The sequence below is a fragment of the Endozoicomonas sp. SESOKO2 genome, from assembly GCF_024606245.1.
GTDB lineage: Bacteria > Pseudomonadota > Gammaproteobacteria > Pseudomonadales > Endozoicomonadaceae > Endozoicomonas_A.
In genome coordinates, this window is record NZ_JAHHPQ010000473.1 from 1 (window position 1) to 1065 (window position 1065).

At 48.8% G+C, this 1065-nt stretch carries 1 protein-coding gene; it reads right to left on the reverse strand.

Translation table 11 applies throughout. The annotated features are described in order from the left end of the window. The coding region (locus KDK17_RS10700) for a WD40 repeat domain-containing protein (protein WP_257288063.1) at positions 1-1065 on the reverse strand (1065 nt) is incomplete at both ends.

Here is a 1065-nt window from a genome sequence, read left to right on the forward strand (position 1 = left end):
ACCGGCCCGTGATAAATGATGGCTTTTTTTATCCACGACCCATCGGGCCTAAGGCCATAAATTTTCGCCGTTTTGTCTTCACCGGCGGTCACCACGAGGCAGCTATCGGGACTGAAGTTGGCTGAGAGTACTCTGCCATTATGAGTAATGCTGCCCGCCTCTTCCCATGATCGATCCACTTGCAGGCTGTAGATTTTTGCCGTGTTATCGTCACTGGTGGTCAATATATGGTGGCCATCCGCGCTGAACCTGGCCGACCTGACCGGAGCATTATGGCAAAAGGTGTAATTTGTTTCCCATGATCCATTGGTCTGCCGTTTGTGGATTTTCACTGTTTTGTCCTCACTGGTGGTCACCACAAGGCGGTCATCAGGACTGAACAAGGCTGATCTGACCCGATGTTTATGGGTAATGATGGTCATTTCTTCCCATAATCCATCGTGCAGGGCATAGATTTTCGCTGTTTTATCGTGACTGGCGGTTAATAGATGGCGGCCATCGTCGCTGAAGGTGGCTGATACGACAAAATCATTATGGGTAATAGTGGTTTTCACTTTCCATGAGCCATCGCGCTCCTGACCATAGATTGTCACAGTTCTATCAAGACGCGCGACCACCAGATGACTGCCATCGGCACTGAAGTTGGCCGATAGGATCCGAGAATGATGGTAAACAGTATATTTTGCCTCCCATGATCCATCGGTCTCCCGACCATAGATTTTCAATGTCCTGAAAATAGCGCTCAATAGTTGGTGGCCATCAGCGCTGAAGGAGGCTGAGCTGTTGATCCATTCATGGTAAATAGTAGCTTTTACTTTCCATGATCCATCGTCCTCATGACCATAGATTTCTGCTACATTGTCGATACCGGCGGTCATCATTTGACGGCCATCGGTACTGAAGATGGCTGATGCGACACTACCTGCATGCCAAATGGTGGCTTTTGTTTCCCATGATCCATCGGTCTTCTGGCCTGTGATTATCGCTGTTTCATCAAAGCTGGCGGTCATCACATGGAGGCTATCAGCGCTGAAGTGGGTTCTAAAGATTGCACCTGAATGGGTA